Raw genomic sequence first — 16,017 nt, 5'->3', positions numbered from 1 at the left:
TATAGCTATTTCAGGTTTTCTTCAACTCCGGCTGTTTCTATTTTACGGAACTCCAATCCAGCCGAAAGAGCCGTACATTCCTTAAAGGCAAAATGTTGGCAGCCCAGACATTTGTTTCTGTCGAGTTTGTTTAATGAAAAATCGATGGCTTCGCCGGTATGTCCAAAGAAATGCTCTTCTCCAGTATAGTCATACAATCCTGTTTTTTTCATTACACTAATGGGATGCGGTTTTATGCCGGTGATTACAACCGTTCCATGTTTTGAAAAATCCTTAATGATGCTCGATAAATAGGATTCCCCGGTTGTATCCATATAAGGCACTTTTCCCATTCTGAGCATCAGCACATTGGGTCTGTAATTGATTGTATTCATAATGGATTGTTCGAAAGCTTGGGCAGAACCGAAAAAGAGAGGCCCTTCCACATTATAAATGCTAATCTGCGGACAATCATGGATATCCGTCACCATATGGGTCGCCATTTTTTCATCTTTATGGTCGGGGTCCGGCAACGCTTTGGCCGTGACCAACAACTCGCTCATTTGTTTGGTGAATAAGATGACAGCGAATAATAAACCGATTTGGACAGCAACGGTCAGGCTGACAAAGACGGTCAATAAAAAAGTGGCAGCCAAAACCAGGGAATCCGCGGTTTTCATTTTCAGAAGATCGATGAATGTATGCCTTTCACTCATATTCCAGGCGACGATCATCAGTACCGGCGCCATACTGGCCAGTGGAATCACTGAAGCATAAGGCGCAAAAAGCAACAGAACCAACAGAACAACCACGCCATGGATAACACCCGAAAAAGGAGAAACAGCGCCATTTTTAATATTGGTGGCTGTCCGGGCGATGGCACCGGTAGCTGGGATCCCCCCGAATAAAGGAGTGATCATGTTCGCGATTCCTTGTCCGACCAGTTCCCGGTTGCTGTTGTGTTTGCTGCCGGTCATGCCATCCGCCACGACAGCGGACAGCAAGGACTCGATTCCTCCCAGCATGGCAATGACGAAGGCTGGGCCGATCAGAAGCTGAATCCGTTCAAAAGTGATCTCTGGAAACTGGAATTTCGGTAGGGAGTTTGAGATTTCTCCGAAAGTTGAACCGATTGTAGCCACTTCACCTGCGAAAAAAACACTCGCTGCTACCGTGGAAACCAATAAACCGATTAAAGGGCCTGGAACTTTCGGGATAAATTTGGGCGTCAGCAACATAGTGGCAAGGCAGACAGCGGCAATTATAACGCTGTAGACGTTAATCGTGCCGATATGCATGAAGATTTCTCTTGTGTTTGCCAAAAAGGATTCATGCTTTTCCACACCGGTCAATCCCAGGAAGTTCGCAATCTGCCCGACGAAAATAATGACGGCAATCCCCGAGGTGAAACCGATTGTGACCGGCCGGGGAATGTATTGGATCAACGAACCCAGTTTAAAGATCCCCATGAAGAGCAGGATGATGCCGGCCATAAATCCCGCCAGCAGCAGGCTTTCATAACCGTAGGCAATAACGATGGCAAACAGCACCGGGATAAAGGCTCCGGTAGGTCCGCCGATTTGAAATTTCGATCCGCCGAGCAGCGATATCAAAATTCCAGCAATGATGGTGGTGTAGATCCCGTATTCCGGATTCACTCCGGAAGCGATGGCAAAAGCCATGCCTAACGGAATCGCGATTACCCCTACCACAACGCCCGACAAAAAGTCTTTTTTAAAGCTTTGGAATGAATAGCCCGCGTATCTTCCAGTAAACATCGACTTTTTCTCCATATGAAGACCTTCTTTTCTCCTTTATAGTATATCTGATTATTTGAATATTTATTAATCCGAATATACTCCTTGAAAAACTGCTTGTCAACCTGCCACAAGTTCGACTAACCGGAACCGGCTACTGATTCATCAAAAAAAGAGCGATCCGCATGTTTCGGATCGCTCTTTCATCTATAAAGGTACGTTATCGATTTATCCCGCTTTAACGGTCAGTGGGGGATGAAGAAAACCCCCACTGATTGAAGTTTCTCTTTATTTGTTCCGAAGAGGTTCAAACGCATTCGTCCAGGCGTTGACCTGATCGAGCAGTGTCGTGACCGAACCTTCGTGGACGTCCGCCGGTTTGAATTCGTTCATATTGACGAAATCCGTGAACAGGGACATCGCCGGATGGGCTCTGACTGTAGCCACTTGCAGTTCCGCCATGATAATGCGGAGAGCTTCGGCTGCCCGTACTCCCCCTGAAGAACCGTAGCTGACAATGCCTGCCGCTTTATTGTTCCATTCCACATACAGGTAATCGATGGCATTTTTCAAAGCTGATGTTACGCCATGATTGTATTCAGGGCAAATGAAGACATAACCATCGAGTTCCGCGATTTTTTGAGACCACGGAATCGCTTCAGGTGTTTGATAATCCTGGCTATAAGCTGCTGAAATCGGCTCTGCATACATCGGCAAGTTAAAGTCCTTCAAATCCACGATTTCGTATTCAGCATCTCCGCGTTTGTCCGCAATGCTTTTGACCCATTCTGCAACCTGGATGCTATTGCGTCCAGGGCGTGTGCTTCCTGTAATAATACCAATCTTCGTCATGGATAAATTCCTCCTCAATTTGTGATGCTGCCTTAGCTCTGTGAACTTTCACTCATTGATGCCCCTTCATCATAAGATAAATTTCTCTCGGCTTCAAACAAAATGTCCGAATATTCCTTTAAAACATCCAAGCCTTAAACCTTGTCTTAAAATGGAGCAGTTGAACAGTGACAGTATACTTTTTGTCAGTATGTGCGATTAAAGTGCGTACTTCACAGTATTGACAGCAAGGATTACACTGAGCAGGCACCGAAAATCAAAAATCGAGGAGATTCATATATATGAAATTACAATTGGCATTAGACTTGGTAGACATTCCACAGGCACTTGAATTAGTAAAAGAAGTAGAGGCTTTTATCGACATCGTTGAAATCGGAACACCGGTCATCAACAAAGAAGGCCTGAAAGCCGTTTCGGAAATGAAAACAGCCTTCCCGAACCTGGAAGTTCTTGCAGATGTGAAAATCATGGACGCTGCAGCTTATGAAGTGTCGAATGCGGTTGCTGCAGGAGCGGACATCGTGACGATCCTTGCACAAGCAGAAGATTCATCCATTAAAGGCGCAGTTGAAGAAGCGAAAAAACAAGGCAAGAAAATCCTGATCGATATGATCGCTGTTAAAGACATCCAAACACGTGCTGCTGAGCTTGATTTGCTTGGAGCTGATTATATCTGTGTCCACACTGGCTACGATTTGCAGGCAGAAGGCAAAGATTCATTTGCAGATTTGCGCACCATCAAGAGCGTCGTGAAAAATACCCAAACAGCCATTGCAGGCGGCATCAAACTGGAAACATTGCCAGAAGTGATCAAAGCACAACCCGACTTGATCATCGTCGGCGGCGGCATCACTGGCAAAGAAGACAAAGGCGCAGCAGCTGAGAAAATCCAACAGTTGATCAAAGAAAGCGTGACAGCATAACATGAACACCAAAGGCTTTACAGAAGAAATTCTGGCTGAACTGCAACAGACTCTTGCGCATATTGATGATGAGCAGGCTGAAAAACTGGTGGCCGGCATCCTGCAGGCAAAGAAAGTATTTGTGGCAGGCGGCGGCCGTTCCGGCTTCATGGCGAAAGCTTTCGTCATGCGCATGATGCATGTCGGTCTGGATGCATATGTCGTAGGAGAGACAGTGACCCCGAACTTGGAACCGGATGATCTATTCATCGTCGGTTCCGGTTCCGGTGAAACCCAGAGCCTTGCAGCGATGACGAAAAAAGCAAAAGACATCGGCGCGACAGTAGTGGCCATCACCACCAATCCCGATTCGACCATCGGCCTTCTTGGAGACATTCACATTGAAATTCCTGCGCAAGCCAAAGCAGACGGTGACAGCGGAAAATCCATCCAGCCGATGGGTTCCCTGTTCGAGCAGTCGCTCCTTCTGTTCTACGATGCCGTGATTCTGCGGTTTATGGACAAAAAAGGGTTGAAGTCCGGCACCATGTACGGCAGGCACGCGAATTTAGAATAACAACGAACACGCCTGAGCTGGGAATTTAGATGCTCAGGCGTGTTTTTATTGTCCTTTGATGCGGAACCGGAATTCATTCAAGCATTGTCACTGGACAGACGACTGAAAAGCATGCCAAGCTGAACAGACCACTGAAAAAATACCAGTAACGAAAGGGTTGATCAGATGAAAATGCATGATGTGACAGGCACAATCTTTGAAGGCATGGCTGTCTATAAAGACAAGCCGGAAAAACAGCCGAAAATGAATCCGCAGACGACCGGCGAAGTCACTGAAACGCAATTGGAGATGAATGTCCATACCGGGACCCATATCGACGCTCCTCGCCATATGATGATGGACGGAGAGACCTTCGAGTCGATCTCATTGGACAAGCTTGTGGGACCATGCAAAGTGCTGGATTTGACAGCTGCCGAGAATGGCATTTCAAAAGCGGACCTGAAAAGATTTGATATTCAGCAGGACGATTTTATTTTATTGAAAACGAAAAACTCTTTTGAGGAAAACTTCAACTTTGATTTTGTCTACCTTGCCGAAGACGGGGCCGCCTATCTTTCAGAGCTTGGGATTCGCGGAGTCGGGACCGATGCGCTCGGCATTGAACGCAGCCAGGAAGGCCACCCGACACATAAAGCGCTGTTTGCCGGCGGAATCATCATTATCGAGGGGTTGCGTTTGAAAGAAGTGGAACAAGGTGACTATTTTATGGTGGCGGCGCCCTTGAAGCTGACCGGCACGGATGCCTCGCCTGCCAGGGTACTGCTGTTTGATGAACTGCATTTTTAATTGTTTTACAAAAAGAATCGGCAAGGAGAGAACTTATGTATAAAATGATTGCGATTGATTTGGATGGGACGCTTTTAACAGACCAGCTGACCATTTCACCAAACACCATTACAGCCATCCGGAAGGCGATCAGCCTTGGAACCGTGGTGACGATCGCGACGGGGAGAATGTATTCCTCCGCCAAACAGATTGCCGAACAGCTCGGCATCGATGTTCCACTGATCACTTACCAGGGCGCCATGATCCGAACGGCGGGCGAAGAAGAAGCACTGTATGAACGCGCCGTCTCCCCTGACATTGCACAAAAATTGGTCAGCATCGCACGGGACCAAAACATCCATCTGCAAGTGTACCAGGACGACATTCTCTATGGTGCCGCAGAAACGGATAAGCTCATCGCTTATGCGAAAGCCGTCCAGGTTCCGTATACGGTGGAACCTGACTTGATGGGACTGGCCCAAAAAGGCTTTACGAAATTGCTCTTTATCGACGAACCCGATGTGTTGGCGCTGCTGCAAAAGCAGTTGCAGGTATTGTTCGGCGCATCCGCCTATATCGAAAAATCCAAAAAGAACTACCTGGAAGTGACGCATCCGGAAGCCAATAAAGGCAGTGCGCTGTTATTCCTGGCAAACAAGCTGGGCATCGACCGTTCGGAAATCATCGGCATCGGCGACAACCACAACGATGCCGAACTGTTGAAGGCAGCGGGCCTCGGCATCGCCATGGGAAATGCTGTTCAGGAAGTAAAAGACATGGCCGATTTCGTTTCCCACTCGAACAATGACGATGGTGTAATGTACGCCATCGATAAATTTATATTGGAACCCGCAAACGCTGGCATAACGCAGGAAGGAAGCGAAGAGCATGCCCAACTTGGGAGAAAAAAGCTTTAATTGCGAAAAAGAACTGACCCTTTCCATCATCGGTGGCAAGTGGAAGATGTTGATCTTGTGGCATTTAGGCAAAGAAGGAACAAAACGGTTCGGTGAACTGAAGAACCTGATGCCCGGCATTACACAGCGCATGCTGGTGACTCAATTGCGCGAACTGGAAGAACACCTGATTGTGCACCGGGAAATCTATCCGGTCGTTCCGCCGAAAGTGGAATACTCCCTCACCGACCAAGGAAGAACCCTCATTCCCATTCTTGACTCGATGTATGAATGGGGCAAGGATTACATGGAGCATAATCTAGGTACGCCAGTGGAAGACAAACACAACGTATAAATGAAAAAAGCTGTCCTTTTGTCATTCACGAATGACAAAAGGACAGCTTCTTTTTTTGAAAGATTCCATGCCGTTTCTTCCGCTTCAACCGGACGCTTTCCTAATATTTCTTCCATCCCAGGAGTAGAAGCAGCTGCAGCTTTTCTTAGATCCTCCTGAATCCCTTCACTTAGCGAGGTGCGTCCAAGGGCTGGGCGAAGCAGGAAGATGAGCGGTCTGTGCTCAGCTTTCGGCGGGAGCCATGCCCAAAGCGTCCGAGTGGCTTCTCCAATCGGCAACCGGCACTTCTATCCAAAATTCAGCTATGAAAAAAAGAGAAGCTATCCTGAAAGTCAGCAAAACTAACTTTCGAGACAGCTTCTTGTTTTGTTGGTTTCAATGAGTCTCCTCAATTATTAAAAGAATTGCAGGAATTCCCTTGACCTGAGAACGATATCATACCGTATGCTGAAAACAAGAAGCAGCTTTCGTTGATTCGTGGCAGTTGGAGATGTCTTTTGTGAGTGTAACCCTTTCCGGGGGCATGATCGCACCAGACTTTTTGCCCTTACTGTTTAACGACCACGCTGCTTTTTGTCGTATACAAAAGCTCTTCAAACAGTCCGCCTTTCAATCAAGCGGACGGCAACTTCTTCGTGTGATACCTCTTTTGACAAGGTCTGGCCGAACAGAAGCTGGCCGATGGAATTCAAGGGGATGCCGATGGTGGTGATATCCATCGCTTTGGCGATCGGGTGATTATCGAATCCGATGATCGCCAAATCTTTCGGAATGGAGATGCCGTATTTGGAGCTGGCAATCACAATGCCAGCCGCCACTTGATCACTCGTTGCCAGCAGAGCTGTCGGACGGCGCTGAAGTTGTGAAAACCGCTGTAATATGCGTTCACCGTCTTCCAGATACAGGCAATCCCTCACCATATATTCTTCATGATAAGGCAAGCCCTTCATTTTCAGAAAATCCTGGTACGCCTGTTCCCGGTATCTGCTGTTTGTGCCATCGGATCGATTGATGGAGAATCCGATCTCCCGGTGCCCCTTGTCATACAGGTAAGCCAGTGCGTTCATAAAACAGGCGTAATGATCAACGAAGGTATAACTCAACGGCGTAGTTCCGCCATTTTCGAATAACACGATCGTGCCGTATTGGCGATAGCGCTCGATGGTCTCCAGCGAAACTTTTCTCGAACAAATGATCAGGCTGTCGATTTGCTTAAGCTTCAACATCTCCAATGCTTCCATTTCCTGGCCTTCATGATAACCGGTCTGGTAAAGAACCAGCTTATAGTGCTGATCTGCCGCTGATTGGGAAATCCCTTGTATCAATTGCGAAAAATACGGATGATCCACGATGGGCAGCACCACACCCACCAGGTTTGTTTTGCCTTTTTTCAAATTGATGGCATTGATATTTTGGATATATCCTGTTTCTGCAATAGCCTTTTCCACTGCTTCCACTTTTTCCTTTTTCACATATGGATGATTGTTCAATACACGCGAAACAGTCGCAACAGAGACGCCTGCTATTCTGGCAACGTCCTGGATGCTTGCCATCCCATCGCCTCCCCACTTTTCATTCCTTACTTATTAAAATGAATGCCATGCTCGATATAAGGGACAGCCGCTTTGATGAATTCTTCCGGAGAGGCTTGGCTGTTCCTTTTCCATTCCACCGATGCCCCGTAGATTCCCCAACTGAGCATGACCGCAGTAGTTTTAAGGGCTCCTTCTTGCCCGATTCCCTTTTGCTTCACCAATAGTTTATGGAACAGGACTTCGAGCTGCTCCCGTATAATCCGGGCGATGGTATCTTCGTATCCCCGGTGGCACCGGTTCGAGAGGGAGGTTTGAAAATTGGTGACCGCTTCGAAGATTTTGACGAACGTTTCTTCGTTCAGTTCATCGTGCCGGTAAGTGTCTGAATCCAGATTCACCAATAAAACTTCCGATAAGGCCTTCTCCAATAAATCGTATATATCCTCGAAATGGTAATAGAACGTCGCCCGGTTAATCATGGCTTCGGCTGTGATGTCTTTTACCGTAATATCCTTAAACTCTTTTCCTTCTGAAAGCGTGATGAAGGAATCCATAATCAATTTACGGGTTCGGATCACGCGTGGGTCCGTCTTGGTTTGCGTCATTCGCCTTTCACTCCTTTTCCGACAATTTCCGGAATGTGTTGCATAAGCGACAAATCACCGGAACTATTGGTGTTGATTGCTTTCATTATGGCTTAAGATCGAATTGTAAAGCAAATAAGCTAACCGAAAACACTCAGTCATAGCCAATTCAAGAGGAGGAAATAAAAATGAAAAATAACAATCTGATGTGCGATATCGAAACAGGCATTTGCGGCGTTGCAGAAGAAGAGGAAACCGGACTCATTGATTTCAGCAAGCCTCAAAAATCAGTTACCCTTTATTATGTAACAGATCCAATCTGTTCCCATTGCTGGGCCATCGAACCGGTGTTGCGCCGATTCACAGAACAGTACGGTGAACATTTCAACTCCCAGACCGTTATGGGCGGCTTGCTAGAGAAGTGGCATGACGGGCCCATTGATCCTGCAAATGGCATCTATAAGCCAGCCGACGTCGCAGGCCATTGGAGAGAAGTCGGCGACCATTCAAGAATGCCGATTGACGGAACATTGATGATCGACAATCCTGTCCAGTCGTCTTATCCTCCTTCCCGCGTCTTCAAGGTGATTCAGGATGTCCATAGCGAAGAAAAGGCGAATGAATACTTGCGGCGCGCAAGAGAAGCCCTTTTCGCATTCAACCAAAACATTTCAGAGGCTTCCGTTATGATCGACATCGTCAATCAGATGGGCCTTGATGGTCAAACCATTGTGCAGCAGGCGGAACAACCAGCCGGACAGCAGGCATTGAATGAAGATTTTGCACTGGCCAGAAGTTTGGGTGCCCGCGGCTTCCCTTCCATCATCATGGTCAATGAAGACAACAAAGGCGTCAAACTTGTCGGCGGTCGGCCGTTCGAATCCTATGTGGACGGCTTGAAGCAAGTGCTGAATCAGGAAGACCTGCAAGCCAAACCGCAACCTGCACTTTCTCAGCTGCTGGAAAAAGAACAACTGCTGTTTTCCAAGGAAATTGAAGTGATGTACGATGTGGAATCAGCAGAGATAAATGCATTTATTGAAAAAGAACTCGCCCCTGGCCATTATCAGGCCCATGAAATTTTAGGGGAATCGTATTTCACACCAGCTACAAAATAAGGAGGAAACACCATGGCATATATTCTTCAAGTAGATTTTAAGATGGATGGCCCTTTCGGAGATGAAATGGCAGAGTCGTTCACAGAACTGGCGAAAAGCATCAACGAGGAAAAGGGCTTTCTGTGGAAGATTTGGACTGAAAACCCGAAAACAAAGGAAGCCGGCGGTATATATCTTTTCCAAACAAAAGAGACCGCTGAAAAATACGTAGATATGCATACTAAGCGCTTAGCCGGGTTTGGCATTTCACCGGTCCATGCCAAGATTTTCGAAGTCAATTCTGCACTGACGGAAATCAATAAAGGTCCAGTCAATCAGTAAACAATACAGTTCCAACTTCAAAAGAACAGGAGACGCGATTGGATACGCGTTGCCTGTTCTTTTTATGTTTACATCCATTTTTTCTATACGTGAACGCGTTTTGCTCTCCATAGCTGAAATGTGATGGCACCCGCGGTCATCAATACCGGGAAAGTAAGCACCACAAAGCTGAGAAACAGCACATGAAAAACAGTTTGAACGAGATCCGGACCCATTTGGGACAGTACATAACTGATGATTGTGATCAATACACAAACGATGGAAATGGAAATTAAGGGCTTTTGCTGGCGGACCAGATTATCGACAGACGATTCTTTGTCACTGTAGATCGGCTTTGTGCCCGGCAAGGCTTTAAACAAATGGATGCCGGCATTTGAACTGACATGATTCCAACCAGCCATTTCAAACATCTCGAAGTATTCCTCTTCTTCGCCTTTTTTAAAATCACGATAATCGATGCTGAAAATCACGTCTTCCTGTGCGCCTTTTTCCAGTTGGTATCCCATAAATTTAAAGCGTTTAACATTCCAGCCCTGCGCCGCCTTTTCCCGCAATTTTTCCAAATCACTTTGTTCTGAAAATGCTAATCCACCGGACATCATGTATTTTTTGTTTCTCATCAGGCTTCTCCTCCTTGTAATCCTGTTTCCGCAAATTGGACCATCGTTTTTCTTCGTTCAATATCCTGCTTTAAGACTTCTCTTCCCAAAGCTGTCAGCATATAGACTTTGCGCCTGGAATCCGCATCTTCGTAAAGCTCGATATACGCTTCATTTGTCAGCTTTTTAATGATCGTATACAGGGATGCCGGTCCGATCACTACCGCTCCATCCGTTATCTCCTCCACTATATTCATTACTGCGTAGCCGTGCCTCGGTGTTGTGAAAGCGGCCATAATGTAAAAAACGGAATCCGTCAGCTGCTCTAATGATTTCATATTCCCACTCCTTTATATCACTTTGTGATATGTCTGAAAATAATATATCATTAAGTGATATAACTGTCTATAAAAAAGGGAAAACTTTTGAAAAAGTTTTCCCTTTTTAAATGGCTTTTCTTTTTTATCATCAGCTGTTTCATTACTTATAAAAGCTCTAATTCCCACTCCATATATCCTCAAAAACCAGGTTTTTTAACGAACGTCTTTTTTCCCATCCCGCTGCTTCCAGAATTGGCTTATCAGGATAATCTTCCGTATAACCGAGCGACAGAAGGGCGATCGGATCGATATGCGGCGGAATGTCCAGGATGTCCCGGACGTCGTTTTTCTTATAGAAGCTTACCCAGCCCATCGCTAAGCCTTCTGCACAGGCAGCCAACCACATATTTTGGATGGCACAGGCCGTGGATAAGGCGTCTGTTTCAGGAATGGAATTGCGCCCCAGGACATGAGAGCCGCCTCTTGTCGGATCACAAGTTACACAAATCGTTACGGGCGCCTGCTTTATGCCTTCTACTTTCAATCCGAGAAACTTGTTTTCTTTCTCCCCTTCGTAATGAATGGCCAGTGCCCGCCGCTCCTTATCTGCGGCCCAGGCCAGCTTTTCTTTTGTTTCAGATGAAGATACGATAATGAAATTCCAGGGTTGCATGAATCCTACGGACGGCGCATGGTGTGCAGCCTCCAGAATAGTGGTGATCAGTTCTTCCGGGACAGGCGTCGGCAAAAAGCTGCGAATATCTCTTCTAGTGTAAATTGCTTTATATACACCTCTTTTTTCTTCTTCAGTAAACATCTTTTTCTCCTCTCTTCATCAAATCTTAAGGCCAACTTCCGAAAACGTGGCCATTTCTTTCATTATCCGGCAGGCCGCATCTACAAGTGGGAATGCTAAAGCGGCGCCCGACCCTTCACCTAAACACATCTCCATATGCAGCACCGGCTGGATGCCCAGCAATTCACTTGCTTTTTTCCCGCCCGGTTCAGCGCTTGCATGCGAAGCAATCAGGTAATGTTTCACTTTCGGTTCGATCGACACCGCTATCAGCGCCGCAATGGTGGAGATGTACCCATCCAGTACAACCGGCACGCGGTTTGCTGCCGCTCCGATCATGACACCTGCCATGCCGCCGATTTCCAGTCCACCGACTTTGGCCAAAACGTCGATGGCATTGTCTTTATCCGGCCGGTTCGTTTCAATCGCTTTCTTAATGACTTGGGCTTTATGCGAGATTCCTCCACTGCCGACTCCTGCACCTTTGCCGGTAATCTCTTCAGATGGAATGTTTCCAAGCACCGATAAAATGGCGGTGCTTGGCGTGGTGTTGCCGATGCCCATTTCGCCGGTCCCCAGCAGATTGGCGCCTTTTTGGATTTCCGCTTCTGCAATGGCAATCCCCGTTTCCAGCGAGCGGATCGCTTCTTCTATCGTCATCGCCGGCCCTGTCGCAATATTGCCTGCGCCTTGCCTGATTTTCCGGCCGATCACCCCTGCATCATTCGGAAAGTCTCCTTTAACGCCGATGTCGACGGTGACCACTTCCGCTCCCGCTGTTTTCGCCAAAACTCCGACTCCGGTGATGCCTTTTGCGATGAACATCGTTTGCGCATATGTCACTTCCTGCGGGTTGGAAGAAATCCCTTCCTCATAAACGCCGTGGTCGGCAGCCATCACGATAATCGCTTTTCGATCAAACTCTGGATACAATTCTCCCGAAATTCCAGCCAATTGCACAGCGAGCTCTTCCAGCTTGCCGAGACTGTGCGGCGGCTTGATCAGGCTGTCCACACGCTCCCGCGCTTTTCCCACCATTTCCTGGTCCAACCCTTGAATACGCTCCATTGTTTGCTGCAATAAATTCATCTTTCTCTTCCCCTTTCTGAATTAAAAAGAAAAAGCCTCCAGTTTATTTGCGTGAACAAATAAACTAAAGACTTTTCCATGATCTATCAGCAGAACGTAAGCAGGCAGGTCTCCTGGCTCCGGATCACCGTTTTACAGGCCTTCCCGGACCAATCTCCAGTGGCAAATCTGTAAAACTCCCCGTTACAGTGGCGGGACCGCTGAAGATTTTCACTTCATTCCCTATTCTCCCCGAAGGGCACCTGTTACGGTTATTCAATTATTCTTTCATTTAGCTTACCGCAAAAGCGCGTTTTTGCAAACACAACCAGAGAAGCAATTTATGACTTCCTCATAATAAGCTGACGCAGTTTCAAATTTTCTCCGAAGTGAAGGATGCCTTTCGGATAGACTTTTGCTGCAAAATAACCGAATGCAAAGGTGGTGATCACCAGCAAGCCGATGGATAGAGCGATTTCCCCAAATGATGCAGCGTCTTTCATGATCAGAATAATCATATTGAATGGTGAGGTAAACGGAAATGTTGCCATGAACTTGGATAGCGTTGATGCAGGGTCATCCATGACAAAAAGGATTCCCGAGAAAGCACTGACCATCAAGAGAATAGAAATTGGCATCGTCGTTCCGTTCAGTTCTTCAGGACGGCTGACCATGGAACCGAACACCGCATATAGAGAAGCATATAATAAATACCCCAATAAAAAGAAGATGAAGAAGTACACGCAATGCTCGGCTGTCAGCGCCGATAGATTCAAGTCAAAATTCCCTAAACTTTGTGCGGGTTCCACAAGCCCTGATTTCAAGTACAACGCAACAGATCCAAAGAAAGCGGCGAACTGCATGAGGCTTGCTAAAGCGATTCCGAATATTTTACCGAAAATCATCGCCAGCGGGTTTACTTTTGTCACCATTACTTCCATGACCCGTGAAGCTTTTTCTGAGGCGACGCCGGTTGCAATCGTTGTGCCATACATCATAACTGCCATCAAAATGAACATCAGCATCAAGTAAATCACAAACACCGATACTTCATTCTCTGAAGTGAATTGTCCTTTTTCCATGGCAACCGGAACGAACAAGGACTGTTGATCCGCTTCCGACATACCGTTGCTATCGGCAATTCTTTGCGTATTCTTCGCCTGAAGATACTGGGACAGAGACGAATTTAAAGCGACGTCATTCGATTTGGAAAAATAGGTCACAGAATAATTGCTGGCATTGTCATCAATTAGGTATAAGCCAGCAATTTTTCCTTCCTGCGCTTCTTTTTTCAAAGATTCTATCTGCTGTTGTGCCCCTTCTTTCCACTCCCAATCGGTCAATTGCTTTTCCAGTTCCGAGACAGTTATATCGGCGGCATTGGATACAACCACCATTTCTTCTTTCGGATCCGCAAAATTCTCCAAGATGCTGGGCAATGAAATGGCGAATATGGAAATCAGAATCAACGCAAACGTTGTCGTAAGGTAGGACTTCGAAGTCACTCTTTCCCGAAAAGATTGTTTAAAGACCAGATAAAAATTTCTCAATCTCAATCCCCTGCCTTTTCAATAAAGATTTGGTTTAATGATGGATCGGCGATGCCGATTTTCCGAATCGGAACCAAGCTTTTTATTTTTTCGATGAGGTATAACCCTTGATCCATGGTTTTTACCTGTAATTGATATTCTTTCCCCTTTTTTATAAACTCAGTTTGCAAGCCCATCAAATATTCTTCCAGGGGCTGGGTAGATTCGATATTTACATACTTAAATCCGTATTGGGTCTTGATATCCGAGATGGATCCTGAAAGCACGACCTCGCCTTGCTTCATCAAATAGACCCGATCGCAAAATGATTCAACGCTCTCCATTCGATGGCTTGAGAAGATTAAGGTTTTTTTCTCTTGAATCAGACTTTCTATCACCTGCTCCAACATTTGGGCATTAACAGGATCAAGTCCGCTGAAAGGTTCATCCAAAATAATCAAATCCGGATCATGCATAAGCGCAGCGATCAATTGAATTTTTTGCTGGTTTCCTTTCGATAAATCTCCTGTGTCTTTTTTGATATACTGGCTTATTTCCAATCGTTCAATCCATTTCATCGCCTCCTGCTTTGCAGCACGCTTGCTCATGCCTTCCAATTGGCCAAAATAAACCAGTTGGTCCATCATGTTCATCTTCGGATAAAGCCCTCTTTCCTCAGGCAAATAGCCCAGTTTGACTTCTTTCCGTGAGAATGACTTTCCTCCCCATTCGATGCTTCCGCTTTCCTGCTGCAATAACCCGAGAATCATCCGGATCGTCGTCGTTTTTCCTGCGCCGTTTCGTCCCAGCAGTCCCACGGCTTCGCCTTGGCTTACTGATAAAGACAAGTTCTTTACTGCATGATACGGTCCGAAATGCTTGTTCACATCGTTTATTGTCAGGTTCATCATCTATCTTCCTCTCTTTAGAAAAATGTTTTATACACTACGACTACCAGTACACCCGCAATCGCTAAGAGTCCATATTGCAATAGCTTGTTCATGAAATCATCTCCTTAGTCTGTAATCCATTGAATGGCTGTTTCTTTTGAATCCAGTTGTTTGCTTTCGCGGACAATTGTTAATTCTCCGTGCAGAAGAACCGCCTTTTCGTAGCTTTCAATCACTTGTTCTTCTTCGGCATTCTTTTCATACAAAAGGCCCAATCGAAATCTTTTTTCTTTTGCAAGCTCTGAACTGATTTCCCCTACTTTTTTAAAGTAATTGTGATCAAAATCCATCTCGAATCGACCCGACTGGCTAACCCCTTCTACAGCTTTATCATCGAGAATGACAATTTCAGGCTTTGGCAGACCCGATGCCTGGGAAAAAGCGCGGAAACAGATTTGGGCCAGTGTATTCAAGTGGATCAGCGGCTTGTTGTTCGATAAGTGCATGTCAGTTTCCGTGTCTGTGTAAATGGTAAATGGAAAGGCAATCTCCATTGCGCATCCTCCTTCCTTAAGTTTTTTTAGCATTTTGCTCATTGCGTCAGTTACTTAACAGTTTTCGGGTAAAAAAACCTGTTTAAATCCAAGATTTCATCAAGAATAAAAGAGCGAATTTTACCAATTTTTTTCAACCAGTCTCCCGCCTTATGATGGATATAAGAAAAAAATATCCAACAAAAAGGAGATTATCATTCATGAAAAAATTACTCGTTTCCCTTACACTTTTTGCTTCTCTTGTCACAGCCACTGATTCTGCATCTGCTTTTCAAGCCTCTGATGCACCGCAAACCGAGTCGCCTAAAGTTGCCATCAAAGTAGATGTGAAGGAGATTATCGGGTTATTCGACCGAGAACCTGAAGGTTACTAATATCTCTATTGATCAGAAGTCATTCAGTTTAATTGCTGAATGACTTCTTTTATTTAAAATGCTTTTTGATAAATGGGATCCAATACACCTTTCACTTTATCCTGTTCGTAAAAATGTTCTAAATAGGCACTAGAAGCTCCTTCAACTCCCATCATTTCCTTTTCCGAAAGTTCAGCTGCATGATAATTGGTTTTTGATGCACTTTCTTTTTTGGGCAAAAAGCCAAAGAATTTTTTTCTCATCTTG

At 45.8% G+C, this 16,017-nt stretch carries 20 protein-coding genes and 1 riboswitch; of the genes, 8 read left to right on the top strand and 12 right to left on the bottom strand.

Annotated elements, in window-relative coordinates:
- Positions 1–5: 5 nt before the first annotated feature.
- Entirely contained in the window at positions 6–1,772 is a 1,767-nt protein-coding gene (locus QMA04_RS01645; RefSeq protein WP_290183745.1) for a SulP family inorganic anion transporter, read from the bottom strand.
- A 252-nt stretch (positions 1,773–2,024) separates the two neighbouring features.
- Positions 2,025–2,588 (bottom strand): NADPH-dependent FMN reductase, encoded by a 564-nt coding sequence (locus tag QMA04_RS01640; protein ID WP_290183744.1) that lies wholly within the window; start codon positions 2,586–2,588, stop codon positions 2,025–2,027.
- Positions 2,589–2,869: 281 nt separating this feature from the next.
- On the opposite strand from QMA04_RS01640, the gene hxlA reads away from it, so the two are divergent.
- From hxlA to QMA04_RS01615, 5 genes are all read left to right on the top strand, one after another.
- On the top strand, positions 2,870–3,511 hold the full coding sequence (hxlA, locus tag QMA04_RS01635) for a 3-hexulose-6-phosphate synthase (RefSeq protein WP_290183743.1): 642 nt from the start codon (positions 2,870–2,872) through the stop codon (positions 3,509–3,511).
- 1 nt (position 3,512) lies between these two features.
- Positions 3,513–4,067: a 6-phospho-3-hexuloisomerase gene (gene hxlB / locus QMA04_RS01630; protein WP_290183742.1), complete on the top strand. Its 555-nt coding sequence runs from the start codon at positions 3,513–3,515 to the stop codon at positions 4,065–4,067.
- 165 nt (positions 4,068–4,232) lie between these two features.
- Positions 4,233–4,853, top strand: a complete 621-nt coding sequence (locus QMA04_RS01625; protein ID WP_290183741.1) for a cyclase family protein — start codon at positions 4,233–4,235, stop codon at positions 4,851–4,853.
- A 35-nt stretch (positions 4,854–4,888) separates the two neighbouring features.
- Positions 4,889–5,749 carry a Cof-type HAD-IIB family hydrolase gene (locus QMA04_RS01620; protein ID WP_290183740.1) on the top strand — a complete coding sequence of 287 codons (861 nt, stop codon included), beginning with the start codon at positions 4,889–4,891 and terminating at the stop codon, positions 5,747–5,749.
- The gene (locus tag QMA04_RS01615) at positions 5,721–6,083 is read left to right on the top strand and encodes a winged helix-turn-helix transcriptional regulator (RefSeq protein ID WP_290183739.1); all 363 of its coding nucleotides are present in this window, start codon (positions 5,721–5,723) and stop codon (positions 6,081–6,083) included. Before QMA04_RS01620 ends, QMA04_RS01615 begins: the two co-directional genes overlap by 29 nt.
- Before the next feature lie 593 nt (positions 6,084–6,676).
- On the opposite strand, the gene QMA04_RS01610 is transcribed toward QMA04_RS01615, so the two are convergent.
- Positions 6,677–7,636: a LacI family DNA-binding transcriptional regulator gene (locus QMA04_RS01610; protein ID WP_290183738.1), complete on the bottom strand. Its 960-nt coding sequence runs from the start codon at positions 7,634–7,636 to the stop codon at positions 6,677–6,679.
- Positions 7,637–7,662: 26 nt separating this feature from the next.
- A complete protein-coding gene (locus QMA04_RS01605; RefSeq protein ID WP_290183737.1) occupies positions 7,663–8,223 on the bottom strand; it encodes a TetR/AcrR family transcriptional regulator in 561 nt (186 codons plus the stop codon).
- A 167-nt stretch (positions 8,224–8,390) separates the two neighbouring features.
- Here QMA04_RS01605 and QMA04_RS01600 point away from each other — a divergent pair, with 167 nt between their 5' ends.
- On the top strand, positions 8,391–9,320 hold the full coding sequence (locus QMA04_RS01600; protein WP_290183736.1) for a DsbA family protein: 930 nt from the start codon (positions 8,391–8,393) through the stop codon (positions 9,318–9,320).
- A gap of 12 nt (positions 9,321–9,332) precedes the next feature.
- Positions 9,333–9,641 carry a monooxygenase gene (locus QMA04_RS01595; RefSeq protein WP_290183735.1) on the top strand — a complete coding sequence of 103 codons (309 nt, stop codon included), beginning with the start codon at positions 9,333–9,335 and terminating at the stop codon, positions 9,639–9,641.
- Positions 9,642–9,724: 83 nt separating this feature from the next.
- Here QMA04_RS01595 and QMA04_RS01590 read toward each other — a convergent pair whose 3' ends face one another.
- The 7 genes from QMA04_RS01590 to QMA04_RS01560 all read right to left on the bottom strand — a co-directional run bounded on the left by QMA04_RS01590 (position 9,725) and on the right by QMA04_RS01560 (position 15,397).
- Positions 9,725–10,261: a DUF2812 domain-containing protein gene (locus tag QMA04_RS01590; protein WP_290183734.1), complete on the bottom strand. Its 537-nt coding sequence runs from the start codon at positions 10,259–10,261 to the stop codon at positions 9,725–9,727.
- Complete coding sequence (locus QMA04_RS01585; protein WP_203340209.1) at positions 10,261–10,578, bottom strand: PadR family transcriptional regulator; 318 nt, start codon at positions 10,576–10,578, stop codon at positions 10,261–10,263. Before QMA04_RS01585 ends, QMA04_RS01590 begins: the two co-directional genes overlap by 1 nt.
- A gap of 157 nt (positions 10,579–10,735) precedes the next feature.
- Complete coding sequence (gene bluB / locus QMA04_RS01580; RefSeq protein WP_290183733.1) at positions 10,736–11,377, bottom strand: 5,6-dimethylbenzimidazole synthase; 642 nt, start codon at positions 11,375–11,377, stop codon at positions 10,736–10,738.
- 18 nt (positions 11,378–11,395) lie between these two features.
- On the bottom strand, positions 11,396–12,445 hold the full coding sequence (gene cobT, locus QMA04_RS01575; RefSeq protein WP_290183732.1) for a nicotinate-nucleotide--dimethylbenzimidazole phosphoribosyltransferase: 1,050 nt from the start codon (positions 12,443–12,445) through the stop codon (positions 11,396–11,398).
- Positions 12,446–12,531: 86 nt separating this feature from the next.
- Positions 12,532–12,706, bottom strand: a riboswitch (cobalamin riboswitch).
- A 59-nt stretch (positions 12,707–12,765) separates the two neighbouring features.
- Positions 12,766–13,974 (bottom strand): ABC transporter permease, encoded by a 1,209-nt coding sequence (locus tag QMA04_RS01570; protein ID WP_191714751.1) that lies wholly within the window; start codon positions 13,972–13,974, stop codon positions 12,766–12,768.
- Between the two features lie 2 nt (positions 13,975–13,976).
- Positions 13,977–14,861: an ABC transporter ATP-binding protein gene (locus QMA04_RS01565; RefSeq protein WP_191715079.1), complete on the bottom strand. Its 885-nt coding sequence runs from the start codon at positions 14,859–14,861 to the stop codon at positions 13,977–13,979.
- Between the two features lie 107 nt (positions 14,862–14,968).
- Complete coding sequence (locus QMA04_RS01560; protein WP_191714750.1) at positions 14,969–15,397, bottom strand: hypothetical protein; 429 nt, start codon at positions 15,395–15,397, stop codon at positions 14,969–14,971.
- Positions 15,398–15,597: 200 nt separating this feature from the next.
- Between QMA04_RS01560 and QMA04_RS01555 the strand changes: the two genes are divergently transcribed.
- On the top strand, positions 15,598–15,771 hold the full coding sequence (locus QMA04_RS01555; protein WP_191714749.1) for a hypothetical protein: 174 nt from the start codon (positions 15,598–15,600) through the stop codon (positions 15,769–15,771).
- Positions 15,772–15,824: 53 nt separating this feature from the next.
- On the opposite strand, the gene QMA04_RS01550 is transcribed toward QMA04_RS01555, so the two are convergent.
- Positions 15,825–16,013 carry a hypothetical protein gene (locus QMA04_RS01550; protein WP_191714748.1) on the bottom strand — a complete coding sequence of 63 codons (189 nt, stop codon included), beginning with the start codon at positions 16,011–16,013 and terminating at the stop codon, positions 15,825–15,827.
- Between the last annotated feature and the right edge of the window lie 4 nt (positions 16,014–16,017).

It is taken from the genome of Planococcus sp. APC 3900 (assembly GCF_030407735.1).
Classification (GTDB): Bacteria; Bacillota; Bacilli; order Bacillales_A; family Planococcaceae; genus Planococcus; species Planococcus notacanthi.
This window is presented reverse-complemented; position numbering and strand designations above follow the sequence as displayed.

Bases quoted from the DNA above. Each gene is read 5' to 3' on its own strand.
- QMA04_RS01645 (WP_290183745.1), bottom strand. From the start codon at position 1,772: ATGGAGAAAAAGTCGATGTTTACTGGAAGATACGCGGGCTATTCATTC.
- QMA04_RS01640 (WP_290183744.1), bottom strand. From the start codon at position 2,588: ATGACGAAGATTGGTATTATTACAGGAAGCACACGCCCTGGACGCAAT.
- hxlA (WP_290183743.1), top strand. From the start codon at position 2,870: ATGAAATTACAATTGGCATTAGACTTGGTAGACATTCCACAGGCACTT.
- hxlB (WP_290183742.1), top strand. From the start codon at position 3,513: ATGAACACCAAAGGCTTTACAGAAGAAATTCTGGCTGAACTGCAACAG.
- QMA04_RS01625 (WP_290183741.1), top strand. From the start codon at position 4,233: ATGAAAATGCATGATGTGACAGGCACAATCTTTGAAGGCATGGCTGTC.
- QMA04_RS01620 (WP_290183740.1), top strand. From the start codon at position 4,889: ATGTATAAAATGATTGCGATTGATTTGGATGGGACGCTTTTAACAGAC.
- QMA04_RS01615 (WP_290183739.1), top strand. From the start codon at position 5,721: ATGCCCAACTTGGGAGAAAAAAGCTTTAATTGCGAAAAAGAACTGACC.
- QMA04_RS01610 (WP_290183738.1), bottom strand. From the start codon at position 7,636: ATGGCAAGCATCCAGGACGTTGCCAGAATAGCAGGCGTCTCTGTTGCG.
- QMA04_RS01605 (WP_290183737.1), bottom strand. From the start codon at position 8,223: ATGACGCAAACCAAGACGGACCCACGCGTGATCCGAACCCGTAAATTG.
- QMA04_RS01600 (WP_290183736.1), top strand. From the start codon at position 8,391: ATGAAAAATAACAATCTGATGTGCGATATCGAAACAGGCATTTGCGGC.
- QMA04_RS01595 (WP_290183735.1), top strand. From the start codon at position 9,333: ATGGCATATATTCTTCAAGTAGATTTTAAGATGGATGGCCCTTTCGGA.
- QMA04_RS01590 (WP_290183734.1), bottom strand. From the start codon at position 10,261: ATGAGAAACAAAAAATACATGATGTCCGGTGGATTAGCATTTTCAGAA.
- QMA04_RS01585 (WP_203340209.1), bottom strand. From the start codon at position 10,578: ATGAAATCATTAGAGCAGCTGACGGATTCCGTTTTTTACATTATGGCC.
- bluB (WP_290183733.1), bottom strand. From the start codon at position 11,377: ATGTTTACTGAAGAAGAAAAAAGAGGTGTATATAAAGCAATTTACACT.
- cobT (WP_290183732.1), bottom strand. From the start codon at position 12,445: ATGAATTTATTGCAGCAAACAATGGAGCGTATTCAAGGGTTGGACCAG.
- QMA04_RS01565 (WP_191715079.1), bottom strand. From the start codon at position 14,861: ATGAACCTGACAATAAACGATGTGAACAAGCATTTCGGACCGTATCAT.
- QMA04_RS01560 (WP_191714750.1), bottom strand. From the start codon at position 15,397: ATGGAGATTGCCTTTCCATTTACCATTTACACAGACACGGAAACTGAC.
- QMA04_RS01555 (WP_191714749.1), top strand. From the start codon at position 15,598: ATGAAAAAATTACTCGTTTCCCTTACACTTTTTGCTTCTCTTGTCACA.
- QMA04_RS01550 (WP_191714748.1), bottom strand. From the start codon at position 16,013: ATGAGAAAAAAATTCTTTGGCTTTTTGCCCAAAAAAGAAAGTGCATCA.